At 65.8% G+C, this 19,354-nt stretch carries 18 protein-coding genes; 13 read left to right on the forward strand and 5 right to left on the reverse strand.

Annotation, left to right across the window (positions count from 1 at the left end; all coding sequences use genetic code 11):
- Positions 1–22 precede the first annotated feature (22 nt).
- The 3 genes from ACFWVD_RS09720 to ACFWVD_RS09730 form a co-directional block, all read right to left on the reverse strand.
- The gene (locus ACFWVD_RS09720) at positions 23–2,071 is read right to left on the reverse strand and encodes a tetratricopeptide repeat protein (RefSeq protein WP_379241614.1); all 2,049 of its coding nucleotides are present in this window, start codon (positions 2,069–2,071) and stop codon (positions 23–25) included.
- 92 nt (positions 2,072–2,163) lie between these two features.
- Positions 2,164–3,450 carry a hypothetical protein gene (locus ACFWVD_RS09725; protein WP_379241615.1) on the reverse strand — a complete coding sequence of 429 codons (1,287 nt, stop codon included), beginning with the start codon at positions 3,448–3,450 and terminating at the stop codon, positions 2,164–2,166.
- Entirely contained in the window at positions 3,381–3,896 is a 516-nt protein-coding gene (locus ACFWVD_RS09730) for a hypothetical protein (RefSeq protein WP_379241616.1), read from the reverse strand. Before ACFWVD_RS09730 ends, ACFWVD_RS09725 begins: the two co-directional genes overlap by 70 nt.
- A gap of 117 nt (positions 3,897–4,013) precedes the next feature.
- Here ACFWVD_RS09730 and ACFWVD_RS09735 point away from each other — a divergent pair, with 117 nt between their 5' ends.
- Both ACFWVD_RS09735 and ACFWVD_RS09740 read left to right on the forward strand, forming a co-directional pair.
- Positions 4,014–4,475, forward strand: coding sequence for a hypothetical protein (locus ACFWVD_RS09735; protein WP_379241617.1), 462 nt, complete (start codon positions 4,014–4,016; stop codon positions 4,473–4,475).
- A 194-nt stretch (positions 4,476–4,669) separates the two neighbouring features.
- Positions 4,670–5,482 carry a cyclase family protein gene (locus ACFWVD_RS09740; RefSeq protein WP_379241618.1) on the forward strand — a complete coding sequence of 271 codons (813 nt, stop codon included), beginning with the start codon at positions 4,670–4,672 and terminating at the stop codon, positions 5,480–5,482.
- A gap of 3 nt (positions 5,483–5,485) precedes the next feature.
- Here ACFWVD_RS09740 and ACFWVD_RS09745 read toward each other — a convergent pair whose 3' ends face one another.
- Both ACFWVD_RS09745 and ACFWVD_RS09750 read right to left on the reverse strand, forming a co-directional pair.
- Positions 5,486–7,039, reverse strand: a complete 1,554-nt coding sequence (locus ACFWVD_RS09745; RefSeq protein WP_379241619.1) for an FAD-binding oxidoreductase — start codon at positions 7,037–7,039, stop codon at positions 5,486–5,488.
- A gap of 132 nt (positions 7,040–7,171) precedes the next feature.
- Complete coding sequence (locus tag ACFWVD_RS09750) at positions 7,172–7,969, reverse strand: SAM-dependent methyltransferase (protein WP_379241620.1); 798 nt, start codon at positions 7,967–7,969, stop codon at positions 7,172–7,174.
- Positions 7,970–8,122: 153 nt separating this feature from the next.
- On the opposite strand from ACFWVD_RS09750, the gene ACFWVD_RS09755 reads away from it, so the two are divergent.
- From ACFWVD_RS09755 to ACFWVD_RS09805, 11 genes are all read left to right on the forward strand, one after another.
- Positions 8,123–8,416 carry a hypothetical protein gene (locus ACFWVD_RS09755; RefSeq protein ID WP_379241621.1) on the forward strand — a complete coding sequence of 98 codons (294 nt, stop codon included), beginning with the start codon at positions 8,123–8,125 and terminating at the stop codon, positions 8,414–8,416.
- Between the two features lie 180 nt (positions 8,417–8,596).
- Complete coding sequence (locus ACFWVD_RS09760) at positions 8,597–8,755, forward strand: hypothetical protein (protein WP_379241622.1); 159 nt, start codon at positions 8,597–8,599, stop codon at positions 8,753–8,755.
- Between the two features lie 239 nt (positions 8,756–8,994).
- Positions 8,995–9,948 carry an MHYT domain-containing protein gene (locus ACFWVD_RS09765; protein ID WP_379241623.1) on the forward strand — a complete coding sequence of 318 codons (954 nt, stop codon included), beginning with the start codon at positions 8,995–8,997 and terminating at the stop codon, positions 9,946–9,948.
- Between the two features lie 435 nt (positions 9,949–10,383).
- Positions 10,384–10,647 (forward strand): hypothetical protein, encoded by a 264-nt coding sequence (locus ACFWVD_RS09770; RefSeq protein ID WP_379241624.1) that lies wholly within the window; start codon positions 10,384–10,386, stop codon positions 10,645–10,647.
- 378 nt (positions 10,648–11,025) lie between these two features.
- Positions 11,026–12,216: a lipid-transfer protein gene (locus ACFWVD_RS09775; protein ID WP_379241625.1), complete on the forward strand. Its 1,191-nt coding sequence runs from the start codon at positions 11,026–11,028 to the stop codon at positions 12,214–12,216.
- Between the two features lie 35 nt (positions 12,217–12,251).
- The gene (locus tag ACFWVD_RS09780; protein WP_379241626.1) at positions 12,252–12,692 is read left to right on the forward strand and encodes an SRPBCC family protein; all 441 of its coding nucleotides are present in this window, start codon (positions 12,252–12,254) and stop codon (positions 12,690–12,692) included.
- Positions 12,689–13,561: a MaoC/PaaZ C-terminal domain-containing protein gene (locus tag ACFWVD_RS09785; RefSeq protein WP_379241627.1), complete on the forward strand. Its 873-nt coding sequence runs from the start codon at positions 12,689–12,691 to the stop codon at positions 13,559–13,561. Before ACFWVD_RS09780 ends, ACFWVD_RS09785 begins: the two co-directional genes overlap by 4 nt.
- A 12-nt stretch (positions 13,562–13,573) precedes the next feature.
- On the forward strand, positions 13,574–14,452 hold the full coding sequence (locus ACFWVD_RS09790) for an SDR family oxidoreductase (RefSeq protein WP_379241628.1): 879 nt from the start codon (positions 13,574–13,576) through the stop codon (positions 14,450–14,452).
- Between the two features lie 2 nt (positions 14,453–14,454).
- Positions 14,455–16,671: an acyl-CoA dehydrogenase gene (locus ACFWVD_RS09795; RefSeq protein WP_379241629.1), complete on the forward strand. Its 2,217-nt coding sequence runs from the start codon at positions 14,455–14,457 to the stop codon at positions 16,669–16,671.
- A gap of 484 nt (positions 16,672–17,155) precedes the next feature.
- Positions 17,156–17,839 carry a TetR/AcrR family transcriptional regulator gene (locus ACFWVD_RS09800; RefSeq protein ID WP_379241630.1) on the forward strand — a complete coding sequence of 228 codons (684 nt, stop codon included), beginning with the start codon at positions 17,156–17,158 and terminating at the stop codon, positions 17,837–17,839.
- A gap of 131 nt (positions 17,840–17,970) precedes the next feature.
- The gene (locus ACFWVD_RS09805) at positions 17,971–19,299 is read left to right on the forward strand and encodes a lipase family protein (RefSeq protein ID WP_379241979.1); all 1,329 of its coding nucleotides are present in this window, start codon (positions 17,971–17,973) and stop codon (positions 19,297–19,299) included.
- Positions 19,300–19,354 lie beyond the last annotated feature (55 nt).

Consider the following 19,354-nt stretch of genomic DNA (forward strand, 5'->3'; position numbering starts at 1 on the left):
TGCGCGATCGCCGGTGATTTTCCTACTCGGTGGGTGGCGTCCCGGACAGTTCGGTGATCGCGCGGGCAACAGCGTCGGCCAGCGCGTTGCCGACGCTGCGGTAGTAGTCGAGCGCACTGCGGTACTGGTCGATGGCCTCGGTCGGGCTGCCCGCTGCGCGGTAGGCGTCGCCGAGTAGGCGGCGGGTGTGCGCCTGCTGTTTACGCACGTCCTCTGCCTCGAAACCTCGCAAAGCGGCGGTGAAGGTGGCGATCGCTTCGTCGGTCGAGCCGAGGTCCGATTGTGCGCGTCCCAGGATCAGCCGGGCCTTCGCGGTGTTGTCGGTTTCGGTCGGTTCGTCGACGAAGTAGTCGATGGCCTGTTGGGCGTCGGTCACCGCGCGGGCGAGGTTGCCCGAGGCGTATTCGGCGCGAGCACGCTGCAGCAGCAGAATAGCGAATGCCCTGGCCTGTTCGGCGGGGCTGATCCGGCTGCCGGAGGCGGCGACGACGTCCCACGACTGCTGGTACGCCGCCAGCGCGGTGGCGAACTGTCCCTGCGCCGCTGCGATCTTGCCCAGCCACTCGAGCGCGCTCTGCTCACCGAGCAGGTGGTCGGTGGTGCGCGCCAACTGCAGTGCGCGCGTGAAGCATTCGCGCGCGTCGGCGTACTCGGTGAGTTCCAGGTAGGCGCTGCCGAGCTGCGAGGACAGTTGCATGATGCCCAGGTCGCAATTTGCTGCTTCCGCGGACGCCAGGCCGAGCACGTGCGTGTCGATCCAGGCCTCGTACCGGCCGTGCAGGTGCAGGTACTTCCACAGGGCGACACACAACGGCCAGGCCAGGTCGTGCAGTTCAGCCCGGTGCGCGGCTCGTACTGCGGCAACGAGGTTGGCGTCCTCGGCGTCGAACCACGCCAGCGCCGCCGGACGGGTGAACAGGGGAACGCCGTCCGGATGCAGGGCCACCATCAGGTCCGACACCGGCGACACCCACCAGCGTTGCGAGATCACCGCGGCCCTGGGCAACGCTTCGCGCAGAAACCAGGTGACCCAGTCTTCGACGGCCTGCCGCAACACATTCGGGTCATCGGTGGCCAGCGCTCGGGCACGTGCGTCGTCGCGCAGCACCGGGTGGAACGCGAAGCGGTCACGGGCGGGGTCGGCGCAGGTGAGCAGGCTCAGCTCGGTGAGGCGCTCGAGCAATTCGTAGGCGGCGTCGGCTTCGATGCCGAGGATCGCAGCGACCGCGTCGACGCCAAAATGCGCTGCGGGGAGGGAACCGAGGCGGCGGTACGCGATTTTCTCGGCGTCGGTGAGGTTGTCGTAGGCGGTGTCGAGGAAGCGCTGCATGCGCTGTTCGTCATCGAGCTTCAGCAGCCGGACGCCTGACTTGCGTAACTGCGACAACAGTATTCGCGCTTTCGGCGGCCTGCCGCAGATCTGAGCGGCCAGCACCTTGATCAGCAGGGGGATACCGCCGCAGAACGTTGTCAGTTGGTCGATCGTGGCATCGTCGAGTGACAGGGCGGTATCGCCGAGCCCGGCGCGGAACAGCTCCTCGGCCGCCTCGGCGGACAGCAGGTCCGGCGTGAACGGTGCGAACCCCCGCTGCTCCAGTGTGCTGGACCGCAAAGCGCTGGTGGCCATGATGATCGCGTCTGGCGCGTCGACCGGGATGAAGGGCAGGATCTGGGCGATATTGTCGATGTCGTCCACGACGAGAAGGAACTTCTTGTGGCTGCTGGCCACGGCCTGGAAACTATCGGCCTTCTCGAACTCGGTGGTCCCCTGATCGGCTTCTGGCACTGCGAATTTCAGCAGGGCGCGCGAGAGCAATTCGCCTAGCGGCACGGTGTTGCCGTCGGGGTGGCGTCCGGACAGCCAGACCAGCGGGCCGTTGATCAGGTGCTGGTATCGGTTCCAGAACTGGGTCACGGTGCACGAGACCCCGAGTCCTTCGAGGCCGTGCAGGTACAACAGGGCTGGTTTGCCGCGGTGGTGGTCTAGTTCGATCTGCGCGGCCATGTCGTCCATGACGGGCTGTCGAGGCAGGAAAGGATCGGCCCACGGCGGGACCATGCTCGCGCTCACTGACATGCCCTCCCCGCGACCGGCCTTCGAGACGGATGCCTCACTGTATACGGCGCCTGTCCACGCGTCGACTGTCCGTGTGCGGGGTTGGGCTACTCAGGAGAGGAGTCAATATTGGTGAGTGAGAACGTAATTCGGTGCTCTCCGACCATAAGTGTGTAGGCCTCTGGTTCTTCACCGGCGGCTGTGTCCGGGTCGATGTGCGCGACGGCGGCGATGTAGGCGACAGGCAGCGGCCCGGTGAGCGAGCCTTGTGAGAACGCCTCCAGCGTGGTGCCGTTCCGGTATCGCAGCCGCACTCGTCCGGGACCGACCTCGATCACAGCCATCGAGCATCCGGGCCGCTGTTCCAGTGTGCGGCACAGCAATTCGTCGGAATCGGCGTCTGTTTTCGAAACCACGACCACATCGGCGTTGGCGCTCAGATCGCGTCGCGGATGGTCTTCGTGCACGACCAGTGTCGCGTCGGTGGTGCGGTGACCGCGTCGCCGACGTGCGGTGACGTCGGCCGGCCAGCGACGGATTCGCGCGATATTGCCACCCAGACCGTCCGGGTTCCATTCACAAGATATCCAGCAGGCACCGACGTGTTCCTGATAAGGCACGAGATCACTTGCGGGATAGGGAAATTCAGGGGCGATGCGATCGGGTTCGGGCAACTGCAACAGGCGGTAGAACGTGGCTCGCAGCGTATCGAGACAGGCGCCGGGGTGTGAGGTGGCCGATGCGCGCAGGTCACCCATCGTGCCCGGGTCGTACTCGGTGATCGTCCGCGCGATCTGCTCGGGCAGGGGCCGCAGGGGATGCAGTGTCGGCGCCAGGTTTCCCAGCAGATCGATGGTGCAGCCGTCGGCTACCTCGTCACGCGGAAAGGCGGCCAGCGCGGTCGGAATGCCCTGTGCTGCCGCATATCCGGTGACCGAGCCGTGATCGCCGATGACGATATCGGAGGCCAGAACGGTGTGCTGCCAGCCGGTGACGGGTGGAATGAGGCGAAGGCCCGCACGCAGCGCGTCGGCGAACCACGTGCGTAGCTGCAACGGGCCGTGCGCGAACCAGGCATTCGGGTGGACTATCGCGGCGACGATGTGGTCGTCGAGGGGGAGTTCGGCGAGCAGGTCATTGATCAAGTCAGGATGCCGGCCGAGCACCGAACCCGGTCCCCACGTGGACGATACGGTCACCACGGTGGTGTCGGCGGTGGCGCCCAGTGCCGTGCGGTAGGCGTGGATCAGGTGACGGCTGGCTCGCATACGGTCGAAGCAGGGGTCGCCGGCGACGACGACGTTGGGCAGGGCTTCGGGGACTGTCAGGGCCAGGCGTTCGCGGTCGTCTTCGTGCGAAAGAACAATGGCTTCGGGAATGGACCCATCCCGCACCAACCACCGCCGCCCCAAGCCGTAGACGTTTCCTGTTTCCTGTTTCCTGTTTCCTGTTTCCTGTTTCCTGTTTCCTGAGCTATTTTAGTATAGCCAATTCCGTGCGAAAGCACAGCTAAAGGCGCAGAAATTTTATGAAGATCACCGCTGTGATGTACCGATATCGCCAGGTCGAATTCGTCGGATATCGCGCGGCTCCACGCAATGCGAATCGCCCCGGATTCGTCGAGGTGGCGTTCCACATCGCCTGTCACGTGGGAAACATCAGGAAAGGTGAAGAGCAGCTGAATTCGGCGGTCGGAATCGAAAACGGGAAGGATATCCGCCAGTCGATTCCACGCCGTCATGGTGTGGACCACGATCAGCACCGTTCGCGTGGTCTGCACGGTGATCCAGTGCGGATGCCCCGATCCGGACGGTTCGACTTGCTCCGGCGTCCGGTACACCTGACTCTCCCACTGGCCGATCGTTGCCCCACAGTATCGTGGTCGCGCCGCGCACCGGCGTCGGGGCCGCGCGATGGTGATCCTGCGGGGTCGGGAAGTTCGTGGTTCATTGGGGGGATGACACTGCAATTGTGGTTGACTGCGGCGGTCGCGATCGTGGGCAATGTGGCCGTGGTCGCCAACGGTCTGCTCAGCGCTCGTAATGCCACGCGACTGGCGATCAAGATGCGCGAAGTCGATCGCCGAGACGGTCATCGCAAGGAGTATGTCGATGCCTGTCGCGCCTTTCTGGCGGCCGCTCGGTTATTGCGGGCGGCCGGTGATCGCACCCGTTCGAAAGAAGCCGAGACCGCGCTGAGTGAGTTGCGTCGAGCGGTGGCGGGAATCGAGCTGTATCGGCCCGATCTCGCCGACGGGGTGCTCGGCGCCGCGCTGACGGCCTGCGAACGCCTGGTCGACCTGCGCGCCCACGGCGCACCCAGCGGTTCGATCACCGCGGCCGAATCGGAGTGCCGCACAACGCTGTCGGAGGCGCGCACCGCGATCGCCATAGATCTGCCCGACATCGCGGCTTCCTGACATTCCAGACCCTTGCCGGGTATCCGGCGATCTTCACTATCGGTCTCGTCCTGTCCGGACTCGGCTGTGCTGCAATGTTTTTCGGGCTCGCGCGTGGTCTGGGGCCCGACAATCTGCACCGAGCCCTGATTCCTGTCGGTGGAGAACCGGGTAAGTAGGCGCCGGACCTGCTGCACTGGACTATCTTGAGTCCGATGTGCACGCCCGAGATCGTTCGTCTCGCCCACGACGGTGCGCTACGTCCCAGCCGACGGGCGCTGTTCGGTCTGGCGGGACTGACCGCCGTCGTCGCCGCCGCTGCACCCGCTGTCGCCGCGCCTCGCTCCCGTGTTGTCGACCTCACGCACACCCTCACCCCACAATTGCCGGTGTGGCCGGGCAATCCGCCGATGGTGATGGTGCCCGTGGCCTGGCACGCGTCGGGCGGGTTCGGACAGTTCGCGCTCGGATATTGGGAGCACACCGGCACGCACATCGACGCGCCCGCACATCGGATCCCCGGCGCCGCCACCACCGAAGCCCTGCCCGTCGAGGACCTGGTCGCGCCGCTGGTCGTCATCGATATCAGTGCCAAAGCCGCCGCCGACGCCGATGCGGTGGTGACCGTCGCCGATATCGACAGCTGGCGTGCGCAGCACGGAGAGATTCCACCGCGGGCCTTCGTGGCGATGTATTCCGGGTGGGAACAGCGCATCACGCAACCGTCGACCTTCCTCAACCTCGACCAGCGCGGCACGCCACACGCGCCTGGATTCTCCGCCGCGGCAGCGGAATACCTTGTCGCACAATGCGGAATCGTCGGGGCGGGAGTCGACACGCTCAGTCTCGATTGCGGCGTCGATCCCGAATACGGTGCGCACACAGCACTTCTGGGTGCGGGTCGCTACGGCGTGGAGATGCTGGCCAACCTCGCCTCTGTGCCGGCGAAGGGTGCCACGGTCGTCATCGGCGCGCCGAAGCACGCGGGTGGCACCGGCGGCCCGTGTCGCGTGCTCGCCCTCACCTGACCATCACCAGTCGGGCCGACCGATCGAAAGACGGTGCTGGAAAACAGTTTTCGGGTCGTATGCCTGCTTGACTCGCAGCAGCCGCGCATAGTTGTCACCGTAATAGAAGGCGTGCCACGGCAATCCGGACGTGTTCCATGCCGAGTCGGCCAGATCAGGGTCCGGGTAGTTGATGTAACTGCCCCCATACTCCCCGCCAGGAACCGGAACACCGCCCGTCGAAGCGTGCACGTCGCGATACATCTCGCGCGCCCACCGCACATACCGGTCATCGTCGCCGGGCAACCGCCACGACGCGTGAATGAGCATCTTCATGAACGAATCACGCGCGGGCATCGCCGTGGCATCGGCGGCAACCGCGTTGATCTCCCCACCGAACGGCAGGAATTCCAGCTGCGATTCGCCCAGGAAACCGAGATCGGTGATGTAGCGGTAGAAGATTCGCAGCTGTTCGGGGGAGTAGGCCTTGCGCAGGTAGGCGGCTTTCACCTTGACCCGGGTGGTGTTCACACCCTTCGCGTAGTAGGCCTGTGCCGCGGTGTCGGGATAGGACAGCTCCGCGACGGGCGTGAGAATCGGCGGCGGGAACACACCAGCACTGACCGTCGCCACGAAATCGTCGAATCGTCTTCGCGCATCAGGGGTTTCACCATCGAGCAGAATCAACATCTCGGCGGCGCCGGTACCGGTGGTCCTGATCATCAACGGCGCGTACAGACCGGCGAACTCGTTGCCCGGCGCACTGTGCCGTTCGAAGAATTCGAGGTAGTTGCCCAGCAAGCGCACGAACGAATCCTGGGTGGTGACAGGGAAGATCAGCCGCGCGTTCAGCATGGTGCGCGGCGGTCTCGGCAACGCCAGCGCGGGGTCGGAACCGTCGGAGTCCGGTGACCGCAGCAGATAACGCGTCACCACACCGAAATTGCCGCCCCCGCCACCGGTATGCGCCCACCACAGGTCGCGGTCAGCCGAATCCTTTGTCGCGACAACGACATTCGCCTCACCAGCATCATCGACCGTGACGACCTCCACCCCGGCCAGATGATCCGCGACCAAACCGAACCGTCGCGACAACGGACCGTAACCACCACCGCACACATGCCCGCCCATCCCCACACCCAGGCAGATCCCCGCGGGCAACGTGACACCCCACCGGTACAGCGCGCTGTACACCGACCCGATGTCAGCACCCGCACCCACCGAGAACGCGCGATGCTGCTCGTCCCACCCCACCGCGTTCAACCGGCCGAGGTCGATGAGCGACCGGGTCTGCGCGTTGTCCACGAAATCGTCGAAACAATGCCCGCCCGAACGCGCCGCGATCCGCGAATCCCGCGCCACCGCGTCCGCGACAGCGCGCCGAACCTCCTCGGTGCTGCCCGGCACGAAGATGTTCGTCGGCCGCGCCTGAAACCGCCGGTTGTACCCGCGCGAGGCCAGCGCGGAGAACTCCTCGGCACCCAGCCGATCCTGCGCCCGCCCGACAGGCATGCCGACCGCGGCCAGCGCACCACCAGCCGCGGCGGCAGCGAACAACTTTCGACGTGACAGCGACACCGGAATCCTTCCGACCAGCACCTTTTCAGACGAATCTGTTCGGACACTAGCGGAACCGCCGGGCCGACACCGCCACCTACGGCCGAAGCCGCACGGCGAAAGGTGGGACGGGCTCGGCGATGTGGGTGTCGGTCAGGGCTTGCGGGCCACCGCTCCGTAGGCGGAGATCGGGCGGACCTCGCCGACCTGGGTTGTCTCCGGGCGCCACTGGGTGATCGAGACAACGCCGGGTTCGACCAGTTCCATGCCGTCGAAGACGCCGCGGATCTGGGCTTGGGGGCGGGGAACATACGGGGTGCCGCCGGTGCCGGTGTAGTTCTCGCACAGGGTGACGTAGGCCTGGCTGTCGTCGGTGCCGTCCCAGTAGATCAGGTAGCTGCCCGAGGGCACCTCGCCGATCACGGTGCGCACGATGCGCAGCAGATCGTCGTAGGTCTTGGCGTGACCGAGCACGCCCATGAACATCACCGCGATCGGCTCGTTGAAGTTGAGCACGTTGCGGGCGTCGGCCACGATCTGTTCGGGATCGTGGAAGTCGGAGTCGATGTAGGTGGTCACGCCCTCGTCGGTGGTGCTGGTCAGCAGGGCGCGGGCGTGGGTGAGCACGAGCGGGTCGTTGTCCACGTAGACCACGCGCGCGTCGGGGGTCACGCCCTGGGCGACCTCGTGGGTGTTCTGCATGGTGGGCAGCCCCGTGCCGATGTCGAGGAACTGCTTGATGCCACGCTCCTTCGCCAGGAACCGCACGGTCCTGATCAGGAACTGCCGTGACTGCACGGCCATGGTGGAGATGTCGGGATCCACCGCCAGCCCGGCGTCACCGGCGATCTTGTCGATCTCGTAGTGGTCTTTGCCCCCCATCCAGTAGTTCCAGATCCGCGCGGAATGGGGGATGTCGGTCCGGATCATCGGGGTCTGCGTTTCGGCCATGAGCCTTGCTCCTCTGCGACTGTGACAGCGGCGCCCACCCAGCTCGGGAACCACCAGCGGCATAGCATCTGATCTGTTTGCGACAGTACAAGATTCGCCCTGCGTGCATCGGGCGAAACCGGGTAAACCCGCCACATGACGACACTGCGCTATATGACAACCGCACTCGCCGCGACCGCCCTGCTGGCCACGGGCTGCGATCAGGTGGAGAAGGCGGTCAACAAGGGCGGCGACACCCCGTGCAGCGAATACACCGCCCAGAACCCCGACGACCGGCGGACCACGGTGACCAAGTTCCTCGAGCAGGAGCGCGGCGACAACGCCAAGACCGACCCGAACACCGTCGACTTGTCCATCGCCGCAATAGATCTGATGTGTGGCGCGCAGGCCAACCCCGACACTCCTATTCGTGAAGCCGATCTGACGGGTGTGTTCGTGCCCAAGTGAGATCACCAAACCGGTTGCTGCGGAAGCGAACTCGGATCGTGGTGGTGCGCGGTTGAATCGAGACCGGTGGTTTACCGGCGCCGTGTACGGTTGGCCGTAGGTGCTCGAGCCGAGTCACGGCTTCCATTCCTGCTCTGTCGGTGCCGCAGCGCACCGTCGATCGCTTCGAGGAACATTCGCATGACCAGTGATCTCGCCGACGACCCCTCCGACCTGACGCCCACCGATCCCGAAGAAGAAGACCCGACCGTCCACTGGCCCGAGCCCAGTCCGCTGCAATCGTGGTGGACCGACATCATGGGCGCGAAGAAATCGCGACGGTCGGGTCAGCAGGGGTGAAGGTAGTAACTGGCTGAATGCCACGGCCCGTCAGCAAGATCAACCCTAGCCAGTAGTTAGCGTGGCTAAACGTGAATCAGCTCACCATCTCGCGGCATAACCCCAGGTCGTAGCTCAAAAACAAACCGGACGCTCGTCCAGAGCCAAAATGTTGCCCGCGGCACAGTATTGTCTGTCGTCGGTCGGATTTCGGTGTGCCGTGGCAGAGCTGCGGCACTGATTCGAGGGTTCACACGGCGTTGCTCGACATCTATCACTTCTCTTACGGGTGGATCACTCCCGTCCTGGCGTACTTCATGTCCTTCGTCGGCTGCCTGCTCGGTTTGCAGTGCGCCGCGCGCGGCCGCAATGCCGAACAGGGGCGCACCGGCTGGCTGGTGAGCTCGGCGATCGCCATCGGCGGCACCGGCATCTGGGTCATGCACTTCATCGCGATGCTCGGCTTCACGATCGAAGGCTCCGAAATCCGCTACGACATCCCACTGACCCTGTTCAGCGCGGTGACAGCGATGATCGTGGTCGGCATCGGTCTGTTCATGGTGAACAAGCCGCAGCCCACCCTGGCCGCACTGGTCGGCGGCGGCACGATCGCGGGTCTCGGCGTGGGCAGCATGCACTACACCGGCATGTACGCGATGAAATCCACCGCCGCGGTCGGTTACAACATGTGGGTGGTGTCGCTGTCGATGGTGATCGCGGTGGTCGCCTCCATTGTCGCGCTGTGGTTCACGCTGCGGGTGAAGGGCCTTCCCGCCACGATCGGCGCGGCGGCGATCATGGGCGTGGCGGTGTGCGGAATGCACTACACCGGCATGTCGGCCATGCACGCGCACGAAGGTCACCAGAACGCGCCGCCGCCCTCGGGCGCGCAGGCGATGCAGCTGCTGGGCCCGCTGATCGGGGTGATCTGCGTGGTCACCATGTTCGTGCTGATCATCGTGAGTCTGTCCGAGGTCGAGAACAAGGAATCGCTGCCCAAGATGCGCCTGAACTCCACGGTGCGCCCACAGACGCAGGGCCACTGGCCGGTGGCATCGACCGAGCGGGAACCCGCGCCGACCTATCCGGCGTTCTCGCTGGCCGCGTCGTCGTCGGCGGCGGGCTCGTCTGCCGGGAAGGCCAACGGCAGGTCGCTGACCTGGCCGAGGAACACCCCGAACGGGCCCGCTGACATCTCGGACATGGTGTCGTAGTAATCCTGATCGAAGTCGACCTGACCGGTGCCGTCGTAGAAGAACTTCAGCGGGATCGACGGATGGAACCAGTAGTAGTTGCGCACGGGGTTGCCCGCGCTGTCCACGCCGGTCAGGCCGACCTGGAAGCCCTCGTCGGTCTGAAACTTGACCTCGGTCACCAGCTGCAGATGGGCGAGAAACTTCGTATCGCCGTCCGCGATGCTCAACGAGACGATTTCACCGTTGTACACGAAACCCGACATCGACCGGCCTCCCTCGTAGACAACACTGACCGCCCAGTTTAGGCAGCCGCGCCGCGCGAGGTCGGGACGCGACCACGGTGCGCCCGTGCGCGATACGCACAAGCTTCGCAATAAGAATCCTTGTTGGCGCTGCGGCGTGCGTGTTGTAATTCGCCCGAGATACGAATTATGACGCGAGACAGTGGGGTGAGTGGCTGTGCATGCACGATTGGCGATGGATTCGGAAGAGCTGGAACGGAACTGGCCGGTGCCCGAAATCGAGGTCCTCGATAGCGAGGATTTCACGACGAGCCCGCTGACCTCGGACCGGGTGAGTCGGCTCAGTCCTACTGCGCGCCACCGGATTGCGGCCTTCGTGCATACCACACTGGCGGACCTCGAGGAAATGCCAGAGCCACGGTTGCCGGCACCGGTCCGCCCGCTGTCGTTGATTGTTTGCAACACCGACGAGTAGGCGAATTACTTCACAAGTCCGACAGCGATTTTTCGCGAATTCTTGTGACGGGCAACAGAATTGTGTTGCAGACTTTCGACGTTCGATCGTTTCAACCTGATGAAGTTTCGCCCGACCGAGGAGGAGCTCTACCTATGACCGGATCTGCTGCCGACTTCCTGGCCGAAGTGATCACCAAGACGATCGTGGGTCTGTTGACGTCGTTGAGTGCCGGCTGATCTTCGCCGTCACCGCAGGGGCCGCACCGCTCGAGGTGCGGCCCCTGCTGCGTTTTCCGCCGCATTCCCCCGGGTATTGACCTGGACGCGGTGTCCAACCTAAATTGGTTGTACACGGTGTCTCACCTATCTGGGGCACGCGGCATATGGGAGTGCGTAGATGACTCAGAAGGTGTTCGTCGTCGGTGTCGGCATGACGAAGTTCGAGAAGCCCGGATCGCTGGAATGGGACTACCCGGACATGGCACGCGAGGCGGGGACCAAGGCCCTCGCCGATGCCGGAATCGACTACGACCAGGTCGAACAGGCCTACGTCGGCTACGTGTACGGCGAGTCGACCTCGGGTCAGCGCGCGGTCTACGAACTGGGCCTGACCGGTATTCCCGTGGTCAACGTCAACAACAACTGCTCCACCGGGTCCACCGCGCTGTACCTCGCGGCCCAGGCGATCCGCGGCGGGCTGGCCGACTGCACCCTGGCGTTGGGCTTCGAGAAGATGCAGAAGGGGTCGCTGGGTTCGACCTACGACGACCGCGAACAGCCGATGATGAAGCACCTGCTGGCGCTGGCCGAACTGCAGGAGTTCGCCATGCCGCCCGCGCCGTACATGTTCGGCGCCGCCGGCAAGGAGCACATGGAGCTGTACGGCACCACCGCCGAGCAGTTCGCCAAGATCGGCGTGAAGAACCACAAGCACTCGGTGAACAACCCGTACGCGCAGTTCCAGAAGGAATACAGCCTCGAGGAAGTGCTGGGCGCCAAGCAGATCTACGGCCCGCTGACCAAGCTGCAGTGCTCGCCGACCTCCGACGGTTCCGGCGCGGTGATCCTGGCCAGTGAGGCCTTCGTCGACCGGCACAACCTGGCCGATCGGGCCGTGGAGATCGTCGGGCAGGCCATGGTCACCGACCTGGCGTCCACCTTCAGCGAACCCACCGCAATCAACCTGGTCGGCTCCTCCATGTCGCGTGCCGCGGCGCTGAAGGTCTACGAGCAGGCCGGGATCGGCCCCGACGACATCGACGTCATCGAACTGCACGACTGCTTCTCCACCAACGAACTGCTGACCTACGAGGCGCTGGGCCTGTGCGCGCCCGGCGAGGGTGGTCGGCTCGTCGACGACAACGCCACCACCTTCGGCGGCAAGTGGGTCGTGAACCCGTCGGGCGGCCTGATCTCCAAGGGTCACCCCCTTGGTGCCACCGGGCTGGCCCAGTGCAGCGAACTCACCTGGCAGCTGCGCGGCGACGCCGACGCACGCCAGGTCACCGATGCGCGAATCGCGTTGCAGCACAACATCGGTCTCGGCGGCGCCGTCGTGGTGACCGCCTACCGCCCCGCCAACCGCTGACCTTTCCCCTTCCGAATCACACCAGGAGTAACACCATGGCATCTGTGTCCGTTTCCACCGCCCTGCCCGTCGCCCCCGAGCTGGCCTGGGCCCGGTTGAGCGATCTCGCGAACTGGGAGCAGTGGCTGACCATCCACGAGGGCTGGCGCGGTGAACTGCCCGCCGAGCTCGCCGCGGGCTCGCGTTTCACCGAGGTCGTGTCGGTGATGAACATGGCCAACAAGATCGAGTGGACCGTGGCCGAGGTCGTGCCGAACTCGTTCCTGCGCATCACCGGCGCCGGAATGGCCGGTGTCACCATCGAATTCGTGCTCAAGGTGGAAGCCACCGACACGGGTTCCTCGGCCGCGTTCGACGCCAGCTTCAAGGGCGCGATGATCGTGGGCCCGATCGGCAAGGCCGTGGCCAAGCACGCCGAGGCCGACCTGAAGGAATCGATGGCCAAGTTCACCGAGCTCGTCGGTTCGGCCGCGTGACCACCTCGGAATCGGCGGGAGTCGTCTTCGACGGCTCCGCGCTGGGGGAGTGGACCGAGGAAGAACGGTTCTCGGTCACCGCCGAACGGATCGCGGAATACGCTGCGGCGACCAATGATCCGATCCCCGCGCACCTGTCGGGTGACATCGCGCCGCCGGTGTTCGCGGTGGTGCCGGTGTTCACCTCGATGGCGCCGGCCGCGCTGTCGGTCGCGCCGGTGGAGCTGCTGATGAAGCTGGTCCACGGGGAGCAGGACTTCCTGTTCCACCGGCCGATCCGCGCCGGTGACGAACTGGTGGTGAAGGCCAAGCCGATCGGTTACGTGGGCCGCCCGAACGGTTCGACCGTGGTCATCTACGCCGAAACCCGTGACGCGGCAGGCGAACTGGTGAACGAGCAGTGGATGACGGCGTTCTTCCGCAAGGTCGACGCCGGACCGGGGGAGGGGGAGCTCGCGCCCACCCACCGGATCACCGACGAGGGCCGGGCAGGCGACCCGGCCGCCAAGGTCACCGCGCATATCGACCAAGACCAGACCTTCCGCTACTCACCGGCCTCGGGCGACCCGATGCCGATCCACCTCGACGACGAAATCGCCCGCATGGCAGGGCTTCCCGGCATCATCAACCACGGCCTGTGCACCATGGCGTTCACCTCGTGGGCCGCACTGACCGAACTCGCCGACGGCGACACCACCCGCTTGCGCAGGTTGGCCGTGCGGTTCGCCAAACCGGTGCTGCCCGGCCAGGACATCACCACCACGTTCTGGCCCACCGACGCCACCGAGCCCGGCACCAAGGCCTTCGCCTTCGACACCGAGGCGGCCGGCCAGATCGCGATCACCGACGGCCGCGTCGAAATCAACTAGGAGACAACACTCATGGGAAAGCTTGACGGCCGCGTCGCGGTCATCACCGGTGCGGGACGTGGCATCGGCCGCGAACACGCACTGCTGTTCGCCCGCGAAGGCGCCAAGGTCGTGGTCAACGACCTCGGCGGCGCCAACGACGGCACCGGTACCGACGCGGGCCCGGCCCAGCAGGTGGTCGACGAGATCGTCGCCGCGGGCGGTGCCGCGGTGGCCAACACCGACAACATCGCCACCTGGGACGGCGCGAAAGCCCTTGTAGACCAGGCGATCACCGAATTCGGCACCCTCGACATCGTGGTGAACAACGCGGGCATCCTGCGCGACGCGTTCATCGCGGGCATGGACGAGTCGCAGTGGGACTCGGTCATCGCGGTGCACCTCAAGGGCCACGCCGCCACCCTGCATCACGCGGCCGCGTACTGGAAGGCGCAATCCAAGGCAGGAAATGCGGTGAACGCGTCGGTGATCAACACCGCCTCCGCATCGGGCACCTTCATGCCCAACGCGGGCCAGGCGAACTACGGCGCGGCCAAGGCGGGCATCGCCGCGCTGACGCTGGTCGCCGCCGACGAGCTCGAACGCTACGGCGTGCGCGTGAACGCGATCGCCCCGATCGCGCGCACCCGCCTGACCCTGGCCACCCCCGGCATGGGCGCGCTGTTCGCCGCCGAGGTTCCCGAGGGTGAGTTCGACGCGTTCGCCCCGGCCAATATCTCCCCGTTGGTCGCGCACCTGGCCGAGGCCGACTGCGCGCTCACCGGCAAGGTGTTCGCGGTGCAGGGCGGTGCGATCGTCGAACTGGCCGGTTGGCATGACGTGCGCACCGTGGAAACCGACGGCCCGTGGACCATCGACGAGGTCGCCGCCCAGTTGAAAGTGACCCAGTAGCCATGGCGCGCAACAGTTATGAACTCGGCGTCGGCGTCAGCGAAGATCATCTGGCGCTGGCCGACTCGGTCGCGGGCTTCGTCGAACGGACCATCACCAGCGAGATCGTGCGTGCCGCAGTCGAATCCCGCGATTCGGACAAGGTGCCGTACTGGGACGCGCTCGTGGGCCAGGACCTGCTGAGCCTGCACATCGGCGAGGACCTCGGCGGTCAGGGTGCCGGGCTGGTAACGCTGGCCGTCGCCCTGGAACCGCTGGGCAGGGGCCTGCACACCGGTCCGTTCGTTTCGACCGTGTTGGCAAGTGCGGTCCTCGCGCAGGCAGCGATCGCCCCCTTCCGATTCGACACGCAGCTAGCCGGTCTGGCAGACGGGTCGCTGACCGGCGCGGTGGCGTTGACCTCGAAGCTGACCGCAGTGTCGCGCGACGGAATCCTCGTCGTAGACGGCACAGCCGATGGGGTGCTGGGGGCTTTGTCGGCCGATGTGATCATCGCGCCCGTGCTCATCGACGGCACACAACGGTGGGTGGCCTTCGACCCCGTCGACCTCACGGTCACAGTGCAGGAATCGATCGACGTCCTGCGCGGTACCGCTGCGCTGCAAGCGAATTCGGTCGAGATCTCCGCGGATCGCGTCCTGGACGTGAGCTCGGAGCGCGTGCGCTCGCTGGCCGCGGTGGTACTCGGTGCCGAGGCGGTCGGCGTGATGTCGTGGTGCGTGGCGACAGCGTCGGAATACGCCAAGACCCGCGTACAGTTCGGCAGGCCGATCGGCCAATTCCAAGGCGTGAAACACAAGTGCGCCCAGATGGGCATCGCCCTGGAGAAAGCGCGAGCGGTCCTCTGGGACGCCGCATCTGCACTCGACCGTGACGACGACACCGCCGACTACGCGGCATCCATTGCCGCACTGATCATTCCGGACGCCGCCGTACAGGTAGTCCAGGAGTGCATCCAGGTGCACGGCGGCATCGGCTTCACCTGGGAACACGACGCCCACCTGTACTACCGCCGCGCCCTGGCCCTACGCGGCCAACTCGGCACCCGGGACATCCGCGCCGAAGCAGTAGCCGACTACGCACTGTCGGGCCTGACCCTGTCCAGCGAACTGGAACTACCCGCCGAAGCCGAAAACATCCGCGCCGCAATCAGATCCGAGCTCGCCGAGATCGCGGCGATCGACGACGAGGACGACCAACTCATCGCCCTCGGCGACGGCGGCTGGAACCTCCCACACCTACCTCGCCCCTACGGCCGCTCGGCCGCCCCGCTCGAACAGGTCGTGATCGCGCAGGAGATCAAAGCCTCCGGCATCCAGATGCCGCAGCTGCTGATGGGCACCTGGGCAGTCGGCGCGATCGTCCCGCACGGTGACGACCGGCAGAAACAAGAACTGGTCGTGCCCACCCTGCGCGGCGAACTGGTGTGGTGCCAGCTGTTCAGCGAACCCGGCGCCGGCTCGGACCTGGCAAGCCTGACCACCAAGGCCACCAAGGTCGACGGCGGCTGGCGCGTCACCGGCCAGAAGATCTGGACCACCGTCGCCCAGTTCTCCGACTGGGCCATGCTGATCGCGCGCACCAGCCCCGACAAGCCCAAACACGAAGGCATCACCTACTTCGTGCTCGACATGACCACCCCCGGCATCACCGTGCGCCCCCTACGCGAGATGACCGGCTCGGCCCTGTTCAACGAGGTCTTCCTGGACGACGTCTTCATCCCCGACGAGAACGTAGTCGGCGAGGTAGACCAAGGCTGGCACGTAGCCCGCACCACCCTCGCAGGCGAACGAGTAGCCCTGAGCCAGAAAATGGAGGCCTACGCCACCGACACCGACCTCCTCCGCTTCGCCACCGACCGCGACCTCTCCCCGGTAGCGCGCTACCACCTCGGCGAACTCATGGCCGAAAGCCGAGCAGTAGACGTCATCGGCTCCCGAGTAGTCCTCAAACAGCTATCCGGCATAGACGTATCCACCACCTCCAGCGTAGGAAAGCTGTTGGGAATGGCACTCGGCCAAGCAATCTCGGAATACGTAGTAGCCGAACTAGGCACAGCCGGCGTCGTCTCCGTCCCCGGCGAACGCAGCGACCACGCCATGGAACAACTCATCGCAGGCCGAGCCACCACCATCTACGGCGGCACCACCGAAGTCCAACTCAACGTCATCGGCGAACGAATGCTAGGCCTCCCCCGAGACGCCACAGCAACCACGTAACCCCCGGTCGGGCGTCGGCACCCCCCGACGCCCGCCCAACCCTCCCCTCCCGGAGGGATAGTCGTACCCCCCAACGCCCGCCCAACCCTCCCCTCCCGGAGGGATAGTCGTACCCCCCAACGCCCGACCGATCCCACCCCTCCCGGAGGGATAGCTGAAACCCCCCGTACTACAGTCCGTAGCAACACAACTACATCCCTCTGGGCCGGGCAATCACCAGAAAGTCCCCACCCAAAGGACCCATCACCTTTTCGATCCGGGTAACGACCGACAAGGCCAGACCCAAAGAGACAGCGCCTTTTCGGTCCGGGAAATCACCAGGCAGTCCCTACCAAAGGGCCCCGCCCTGATCTGGACTGACCGGAGGGTGCGACGAAGGAGTACCCGGAGGGAGGGAAGATCAGGGCCCCCTGGGGCCCGCTCGAGCGCGCCAGCGCTCCAAAAACACAGCCCAAACCCACCCCGACCCGGCGAACGGAGGATCATGACCAACACAGACGGCAGAGCCAGCCGCTGGGACCGCCACCGCGCCGACCGCCGCGAACTAATCCTCGCCGCCGCCCTGAAAGCCGTCCAATCCCAAGGCCCCTCAGTAGGCGTCCAAGAAATAGCCGACCAAGCAGGCGTCCCCCGCTCAGTCCTCTACCGCCTCTTCAAAGACCGCCAAGACCTAGACGAACACCTCCGCACCCGCATCGTCGAAGACCTCATGGCAGTACTGGCCCCCACCCTGAACCCCGAAGGCACCGTCACCGAGGCAATAGCCCGCTCCGTAGACGCCTACATAGGCTGGATCGCCACCAACCCCCGCCTGCACTACTTCCTCGGCGCGGGTTCGAGCGGCACCAAGGACCACAACTCACCCATCGTCTCCGGCACCAAGATCGCCATCGCGGGCACCGTCCGCGAGGTCTTCGAAACCGCGCTGCGCGCCCAATCCGCTCCGGTCGCCGTCGCAGAACCGATGGCTTTCGGCCTGGTCAGCTTCGTGGACGGCAGCGTGAACCGCTGGCTGAGCCGTTCCATGCAACCGATGGACGCCGCCCAACTGTCGGCGTATCTACAAATCGCCATCTGGGCGATCATCGACGCGAGCTTGCGCGAAGTCGGCATCACGCTGGACCCCCTGACGTCGATCGCGGAGTTCACCGCCTCCAGTCAGGTGTGACCCGGCGAGTTAACTGTGACACGCGGTAGCGTCAAACCTTGTTCGGTACCGCTGGTACTACTAAGCTGAGCGGCAACTCGTACCGAGGAGACATCGATGACGCTGTCCAGCGAACCCGCGTGCCGGGCCGCATGACCGCCGAAAGCTGGCCCGCACCAACACATCCGGTGCTGCCCGACCGTGATCCGTTCTACGCGCCGCGCCCCGGCTTCGAGCGACTGCCCGAAGGCACCATCCTGCGTTGGCGACCGGTCAGACTAGCCGCGTTCGGCCTGATCGGGCTGAAGGCGCAAGCCTGGCAATTGCTGTATCGCACAACCGATCTCAACGGAATCCCCGAAGCCTCGGTCACCACCGTGCTCGCACCGGCCGGGGGAGTGGGAGCCGGTGCGCCGCTGCTGTCGTTCCAGTGCGCCATCGACGCGGTCTCCCCGCGCGCGTTCCCCTCCTACGCGCTGCAACGCGGCTCCCGCGCCATCGGTACCTTCGCCCACATCGAAATGCTGTGCTTCGCCGACGCATTGACCAGGGGTTGGGCGATTTCGATCCCCGATCACGAAGGGATGCTCGGCGCCTGGGGCGCACCACGCGAACCCGGCTATCGCGCCCTGGACGGCATCCGCGCCGCACTGGCCTTCGAACCCGGCGGCCTCGACTCCACGACCCAGGTGGGCCTGTGGGGTTACTCGGGCGGCGGCCTTGCCACCGCGTGGACCGCGGAAATGGCACTGACCTACGCCCCCGAACTCGACATCGTCGGCGCGGTCCTCGGCTCCCCGGTCGGTGACCTCGTGTCGACCTTCCACCGACTCAACGGCACCCTGCACGCGGGCCTGCCGACCCTGGTCGTGGCCGGATTGCGCCGGGTCTATCCCGCCTTCGACGAGCTGGTCGCCACACATTTCAGCGACGAAGGACGCGCGGTCCTGGACAAGGCCGCCCGGTCGACCACCGCCGCCGCGGTTTTGCGCCTGGCCCGTTACAACGTCAACCGACACGCCACCACACCGTTCGCGGAAGTCCTTGCGATGGAAGCGATGTTGGCCGTGTTCGCCGACCTGGCTTTGGGCGACAAAGCGCCCGCGATGCCGCTGCTGGTGGTGCAGGCGGTGCACGACCAGATCATCGCGGTCGCCGACATCGACGCGCTGGTCCAGCGCTACCGCGACAACGGCGCCCACGTGACCTACCTGCGCGACCGCACCAGCGAACACCTCACCCTGCTCCCACTGTCCACACCGCTGAGCCTGAACTGGCTGTCCGACCGCTTCGCGGGTGTGCCCGCCACGCCGTCGCAGACGCGCACCGTGCGCACTGTGCTGTCCCTTCCGGCCGGCCGGCACGGTTTCGCCGCGCTGGCCCGAGCCGCACTGCGCGCGCTGTTCGGCCGCCCACTGACCGCCTCGAACGCCCTTCGCGGCGATGGTCGGCACCCACGCAGGCGGCGTCGGGCCGCCTGACCGCCGATTTGCGTCCGGTAACTTACTCCAGGGTAAGATACGGGAAACGCAGGGT

It is taken from the genome of Nocardia sp. NPDC058666 (assembly GCF_042714895.1).
Lineage (GTDB): Bacteria > Actinomycetota > Actinomycetes > Mycobacteriales > Mycobacteriaceae > Nocardia.